This window comes from Phyllobacterium sp. P5_D12 (assembly GCF_054049495.1).
In genome coordinates, this window is the sequence record NZ_JBFUMG010000228.1 from 1 (window position 1) to 6813 (window position 6813).

Below are 6813 nucleotides of genomic sequence, written 5' to 3' on the forward strand. Positions count from 1 at the left end.
GCCGAGAGGCAGCAGTTGAAATCCAATCGAATGTACCCTGGATCGGTTTCCCCGTCGGCTATGCGGTTTCAGGGGTCCTGCTTACGGTGTTTGGCTATTTCGCGATGATCTTGTCTTGACAGCCCGCTTCGGACGATACGGATGCTTTGGCGATGACGTAGCCAAGGCTCCGCCGATGACAACAAACTGCAAAATGTGCCCTGTGATGTGACGGCTGAGTGTCGAGCAGAATCAAAGAGAGGACTACTTGGTCAATCGTCTGGAAGCTTGGACATGAATAGAAATCAGCTTCTGACTTCGCTACAAACGACTAAACGCGATGGACTGGGTTTCCGGTATACTCGTTACGTCCGACGCCTATGATGTCTGCTTGCCGTTGACTCCGAGGTGAAAGCGAACAACTCAATCAGGCTCGGGCTGAACATCGGTGGGCAAAGACCAAACCGCTTCGGCACATCCAACTGTCGGTATATCCAGGCCTTGGGGCAGGGTAACTCAATCCGCTCACGTGACGACAGCAGAGGCCAAGGTCAGTCGTCCACTCAAGCCGGTCAACGTTGCTGGCGTGGCTCGGCGCTGCGCCGCTGGCGTATAATTGCCGAGGCTGTGAACCGAGAGCAATACTACCTATGCCAGTTGAGCGACAAGGTTCGTCGTTGTCGCACGCGACGCAGTGGGCCTTACTGTTCGCGCTTGCCATTTCGCCGCGGAATGCGGAGGGCCGGTGGAAAGGACATAGCGGTTCCACGCACCCTCCCGGCGTCCTATCCACGCCCTGCACTTAGAAGTTGCGTTGGAAGCGAACGATACCCCCGACCGCGTCGTCCTCTCCACTKTCGAGGAGGGCTTCCTCTTTGCGTGCACCGCCGAACTTGGTGTARTTGACTTCCGGTCTGATCATGAAACCCGGAACAAGCTCGTAGTTCACGTTGAGAGCAAGCGCCCAAGTTCCTTGTTCTTCATAGGCGGCTTGCGCGTTGATGGTCGCCTTGTCGGTGACCTTGGCGGCAAACCCGCCCCACGCGGCCCAGTCGCCTTCCCATGGTCCGTACCAGTTGCGATTTTGATTGGTGATGAACGAGTCGTCGTCGTAGTCGGACTGATAGCCGCCCATTATCCAGGCGGATAGCGTGTCGGTAAAATTGACGTCCAGCCGCGCTTTGACCCCGATGTCTTCCTGCACCGAGTCGTAGCCGATGACCCCGGCCACCGTCCCCCAAGACTGTTCATATTTCACGCCGGCGAGAACGTGGGGCATATAATYWTCGATGACRTAGTCGTAACCATTCGTCTCCGACCCTTGCTCGGCGGCGATGATGGCAGAAAACCCGTTGCCGGCCTTATATGTATARCTRATTGCGTTGSTGGACATGCTGTCGGCACCGTACTGGATGACGTCGTCCCTGATGATGTTGCCGGCATAATTCAGCCAAGAACCAAAGATGACGTCATTGACGCCGATCTGGAAACCGCCGAGTTCGATGAAGGCCTGATGAAGGAGCCCGCCGGCATCATCGCCATTGGTGTATTGGAACCGGCTGTCGATGTAAGAGCGCAAAGTGCCAAGTTCTGTTTCGGAGCGCGCATCGAAACGCAGCTCGGCCCGCGTGCGGGCGTACCATGTGTCGTTCTCACCGCCGACATGACCGCCGGTATAGACATTGTCGCCGCCGGCCACTTCAAAACGCAGATAGCCGCCAATTTTCAGGCAGGTTTCCGTGCCGGGGATATAGAAGAAGCCCGCGCCGTAGGCATCGCAAACGCGGACATATTCGACGGGTTCCGGCTCCGCGACTACGACCGCGTCTGCTGCGAAAGCACCTGTTGCCAAAGCAAAAACTGCGGCGGTGCCAATTAGAAGACCTTTCGTATCCATAGAACCCCCTTTTTTGTCTCGGTAGTGCACGTTCACCAAACGTCGCGGATTGGAGCCACGCCTCCCAGCTGCAAAAACCATCGGTTGCCGCGTTGCCTTCTTGTTATACCACGTCAAGAAGTATTTCACGGCACCTTTTCAAAGCGCATCGCCACTAAGCAGTGTGTTGGCGGCAGAAAGCGAAAATACGACAGCGCTCATCATTGACATCAAGATTGTGCGACACATCTTACGATCCCCTTAAAAAGGAAATTCCGATTGGCTGCAGGACGATCGTCTGCCGCGACCGCCACCTGGTCACCTCCGCCTCCTCGACCACCACCGTGCCTGGCCCGTCTGCCGCCTCCGCGGTTGGCTATCCTCAGGCCACCACCATGCCCCACTTCTGGACTTCAGTCTCCCAGGCTCATTAGGGCTGGTGGCACAACTCCTTCGTTCGCAAAAAGACAATAGGCGCTGGCGTGCCGGAATTCCCGTAACATCGGGTATGCTACATGTATTCCGTGTCCAGCTGGCTACGTGGCCGGAAGGTCGTAGGTGGCGATTGTCGAACATGCCCGCACGAAACTGCCCGGATTTGCCGCGGGCTTAGTTTCTGTTTTAAGCGCACCGGCCAGTGCTCGACTGTATGCTACCGTAAAATACTCCCCAAATATGCTTTGATCTGCGATAGTTGGTGTGTCTCTCCGCTGCTCATGGAAAGGACCTTTGTTCGATGGACGCTCGCCTGACGGCGGCCAAACTGCGCTTTCCTTCCCGAAGTCAGGCGATCGAGGAGTGGGCCGCCCGGGACGAAGAGTTTCGTGATCTTTGCACGGACTTCCGTGATGCACAGGCAGCACAGCTGCACTGGGAGCGGTCGACGGAACCGGAGCGCGATGAACGCAGCGCCGAATACCTGGCATTGGTGGATGACCTGGCGAAGGAGATCGCAAGCGCTCTCGATAAGGCTAAAATCATTCCCTTCCATAAGCGCCGGCCAAAACCACTCCAGTAGAAGATGCGGACCGTCTTCCGGAAAGACACCGCTTACATCCCCGGCCACGTAAACTACAGTAGTTTACATGACTTCGATCCCCTGACGTGCAAGTGATTATATCGGTGGAGCTGTAGGTTTTTCACAAAGCCGACAGGGCGTTCTGGTCATCGATGTTGGCCCGGACATGGCTGGCGCTGGCGATTGATGATCCCGCGCACAGCGACAATATCGAAGGGATGAGAAAATGGACGAGGCACCGCATCCGGCAGCGATCGAACACCTGCCCGTCTTTATCACGGGTCCAGGTCAAAGCGATTGGTTGTTCACAGCGGTCGCCATTTTCCTTTTGGCCGCCGTTCTCATGATCGGCAATTTTTACTTCCAGGTTCATGCCCTACCGGAACGAATGGCGCATCGGACCAAAAAAGTGCAAATGGAAATCGTCGCCGTTCTGGCGCTGATTTCCCTCTTCACGCACAACCACATCTTCTGGATTGCTGGCCTGTTGTTGGCATTTATCGATCTGCCTGATTTCTCCACCCCGATGAGTTCGATGGCCCAATCGCTCGAAAAAATGTCGGGACGGGCCCCTGCCGCTGAGGATCCAGTGATTGTTACGCTAGTGCCGAAACCCAAGACCGATGCGGCCGGTGGAGGGATTTGATCAATGTTCGAGCTTATCCTCTGTTCCTTGCTCACTGTGTTCCCGGACTATCTCTATCGCCGATACGTCCAGGGGAAGCGCATAGGACGCGAAATCAATCTTTACACCGTTTGGTATGAACTGCGCTGGGGCCTCACCGCGTGCTTGCTGCTGACCGTTTCATTGATCACCCTGGTGTTTTATTATCACCCGTCGACGAAAAACGTCACGGCGATATTCCGCACCGTTACCATTCTCCCCGAGACCGTCGGCCGTGTTGACGAAGTATTCGTCGGGCTCAATGCCAAAGTCCAGGCAGGCGACCCGCTATTTCGGCTCGACAGTTCCGAACAGGAGGCAGCGCGGGAGACAGCACAACGCCAAATCGACGAAACTGTTGCCGAGACCGCCGTGGCACAAACCGAACTGGCTGCCGCGGACGGGCTCATTCAGCAGGCACAAGGCGCGTACCAACAAGCTCTCGACGAACTTGCAACCAGGCAAGAGCTCTTGCGCCGCAACGCCGACGTCTCGGTTCGGGAGGTGGAACGATTGCAGATCACCGCCGATGGCCGGAAGGGTACGCTCGACGCCGCCGTTGCCAACAAACGGACCATCGAGACAAAGCTTTCTGCCCTTCTCCCCGCCCAGAAGGCGAGTGCGGAAGCAGCTCTCAAGCAAGCACAGGTCGAGCTCAACAAAACCCTCGTTCGCGCTGGCGTCGCGGGAACCGTCCAACAATTCACGCTTCGACGCGGCGACGTGGTCAACACGATGGTCCGCCCCGCGGGAATCCTTGTCCCCGAAGGAGCCGGACGGGCAAGGCTGGTTGCAGGCTTCGGTCAGATCGAGGCGCAGGTGATGAAAGCAGGAATGATTGCCGAGGCCACGTGTGTCGGAAAGCCGTTTACAATCATTCCCATGGTCGTGACCGAGGTCCAGGACGTCATTGCGGCCGGGCAACTCCGGGCATCGGACCAACTTCTCGATGTGGGACGGATTGCGCAAGGGGGCTCGCTTACGGTCTTCCTCGAACCTCTTTTCCCGGGCCAGCTGGAAGGATTGCCCCCAGGCAGCAGCTGCATTGCCAACGCCTACACCAACAATCACGATGCGCTTGCAGCGAAGGATATCGGCACGGGGAAATGGGTCTTCCTGCACGTCGTGGACACGGTTGCGATCGTCCACGCGATGATCCTTCGGATGCAGGCGATAATGCTGCCGGTCCAGACGCTCGTACTCGGTGGCCACTGACACTGATCGGTTGGCAGTCAGGGAGCGGTTGTCGTACGCGAGTTAGGTCTTACGGGGATGTATTGTTAAAAATCGCATGTCGGGCATTTGAATGCATTTCGCTGCAATCCGAGACTTGACCGCAACGGGCAATATCCAGCGGCTTTTGCCGATGTTATCGATGTTTCGCCGCCAAACTGGATCACCTTGGCGATCTTAAGCCAAGGTGAGTATTTCGCTGGGGCATCTGACTCTTCGAGGAAGCCTGATCCCGGCGAGAAGGTTGACTGTCAACATCGTGGAGGAAGAAGTGACAGACTCTCCGATCACCGTGCGACCTGCCGACATCGGAGACTGGAAGGAATGGAGCGTTCTCATACAAACGGTCGATCCCTGACGAAGTGACGCGGACGACCTGGAACCGCTTCTTCGACGTTTACGAACCTGTTCACGCCTTTGTCGCGGTTACCTTTATCACCGCAGCACATCGATGGCCGCGCCTGTATGCTACTTGCAAGACCTGTTCACTGTACCCACTGCGCGAGGCCATGGCGGGGGGAAGGCGACTGATCGCGGCAGTCTACGGCGCAGCCGAGGCGGCGGGCTCTTCGCGTGTCTACTGGCTCACTCACGAAACCAACACTGACGCCATCGTCCTATATGACAAAGTTGCCGAGAGATCAGGTTCGTTCAGTATCGCAGGGATTTTCGGACGTAGAGCCGCCCATCTTACTGCTGCTCCCGAACGAGACCGAAGCCCGGCGGGTCAGCTGCGTGACGCTGGTCGGCCGGCGATCCTGGTGGTCACGAGGACTGGCGCATCTTCCCGCGGCCGGTGGTCGACCCTTCGATCTATGATGACCGAGACGATAGCGACTAGGCTCGGTAGCGGACGCGGCTGTCGCCGCGAACGTCGCTGCAAGCTATGTAGTGTCACCTGTAACATACCCGATGTTACAGGTTTTTCCGTTCCACAGCGCGTAGTGTGAACCAGGCTTGGCGATCGCGTCGTCCCGATCGATGCGTATCCAAGCGAATGAGGATCGGGTGGATATTCGACGGATAGACGATCAAGGGAGAGATTCGATGACGGCCAAAGCTTGGAGGTCCATGAAATCCACTGCCACCGTCCTTGCATCGGCGGGGCTGACGATGATCATCGCGGCCGGTACATTCTCGGGCGGCGCTTCGGCCGGCGAAGCCGAAGCCAAGACGATACTCAAGACGATGTCCGACTATATGGCGGAGCAAAAGGCCATTTCATTCGCCTACGACACCAATTTCGAGATCGTCACCAAGGACCACCAAAAACTGCAATTGGCAAGCTCGGGCAAAGTCGAAATAGGCCGCCCCGACAAGTTCCGGGCCACGCGCTCCGGAGGTTTTGCCAATGTCGAGACGACGTTCGACGGCAAGACCCTGACGCTGTTCGCCAAGGAGGACAATATGTACGCTCAGGCCGACGTACCGGGCGCGGTCGACCATCTCATCGACGAACTGCGAAACAAATACCAGAGGCCCGTCCCCGGCGCTGATCTCCTCCTCACCAATGTCTATGACGAATTGATGCGTGACGTGGTCGACGTGAAGGATCTCGGCAGCGGCGTGATCGGCGGCACCGAATGCGACCATCTGGCGTTCCGGGCCAAGGAAGTCGACTGGCAGATATGGATCGCCCAGGGCGAGCACCCCTATCCCTGTCGATACGTCATCACTTCCACGCAGGTCGACCAGGCACCGCAGTACAGCGTCCAGATCAGCGACTGGAAGACCGGCACGGATGTCGTTGCGGAGGATTTCAGCTTCAAGAACGCAACGAATGCCAAGCAAGTGGACGACCCGAAGAAACTCGTCGATATCGATGAGCTTCCGGATCAATTCGCCGTAGGAGGCACAAAATGAACATTCCAAGGAGACTGAAAATCTTTGTGCTAACCGCGACCGTCGGATTGTTAGGATTGGAAGCCAGTACGGAAATTTCAATCCCGGGTGTGGCCAGTTTTGTAACGACCGCCGAGGCGAGAGTTGGCCGGCCACTCACGCCCGTCAGCGTCGCAGGCGCTGCACGGCGCACGGCAAGGC

General features: G+C 57.2%; 6 protein-coding genes and 1 pseudogene. 6 read left to right on the forward strand and 1 reads right to left on the reverse strand.

The window, feature by feature from the left end; translation table 11 throughout:
- Positions 1-781 precede the first annotated feature (781 nt).
- Positions 782-1876 carry a porin gene (locus tag ACXJ5O_RS15325; protein ID WP_457300638.1) on the reverse strand — a complete coding sequence of 365 codons (1095 nt, stop codon included), beginning with the start codon at positions 1874-1876 and terminating at the stop codon, positions 782-784.
- A 715-nt stretch (positions 1877-2591) separates the two neighbouring features.
- Here ACXJ5O_RS15325 and ACXJ5O_RS15330 point away from each other — a divergent pair.
- From ACXJ5O_RS15330 to ACXJ5O_RS15355, 6 genes and pseudogenes are all read left to right on the forward strand, one after another.
- Positions 2592-2873: a hypothetical protein gene (locus ACXJ5O_RS15330; RefSeq protein ID WP_457300639.1), complete on the forward strand. Its 282-nt coding sequence runs from the start codon at positions 2592-2594 to the stop codon at positions 2871-2873.
- Positions 2874-3099: 226 nt separating this feature from the next.
- Positions 3100-3519, forward strand: a complete 420-nt coding sequence (locus ACXJ5O_RS15335; RefSeq protein WP_457300640.1) for a hypothetical protein — start codon at positions 3100-3102, stop codon at positions 3517-3519.
- 3 nt (positions 3520-3522) lie between these two features.
- Complete coding sequence (locus tag ACXJ5O_RS15340) at positions 3523-4752, forward strand: HlyD family secretion protein (protein WP_457300641.1); 1230 nt, start codon at positions 3523-3525, stop codon at positions 4750-4752.
- A gap of 317 nt (positions 4753-5069) precedes the next feature.
- A pseudogene (locus ACXJ5O_RS15345) lies at positions 5070-5417 on the forward strand (GNAT family N-acetyltransferase); the annotation flags it as partial.
- A 466-nt stretch (positions 5418-5883) separates the two neighbouring features.
- On the forward strand, positions 5884-6633 hold the full coding sequence (locus ACXJ5O_RS15350; protein WP_457300643.1) for a DUF2092 domain-containing protein: 750 nt from the start codon (positions 5884-5886) through the stop codon (positions 6631-6633).
- Positions 6630-6813, forward strand: a 184-nt coding sequence (locus tag ACXJ5O_RS15355) for a hypothetical protein (RefSeq protein ID WP_457300642.1), incomplete at its 3' end; no start/stop codon positions are given. The genes ACXJ5O_RS15350 and ACXJ5O_RS15355, both read left to right, overlap by 4 nt.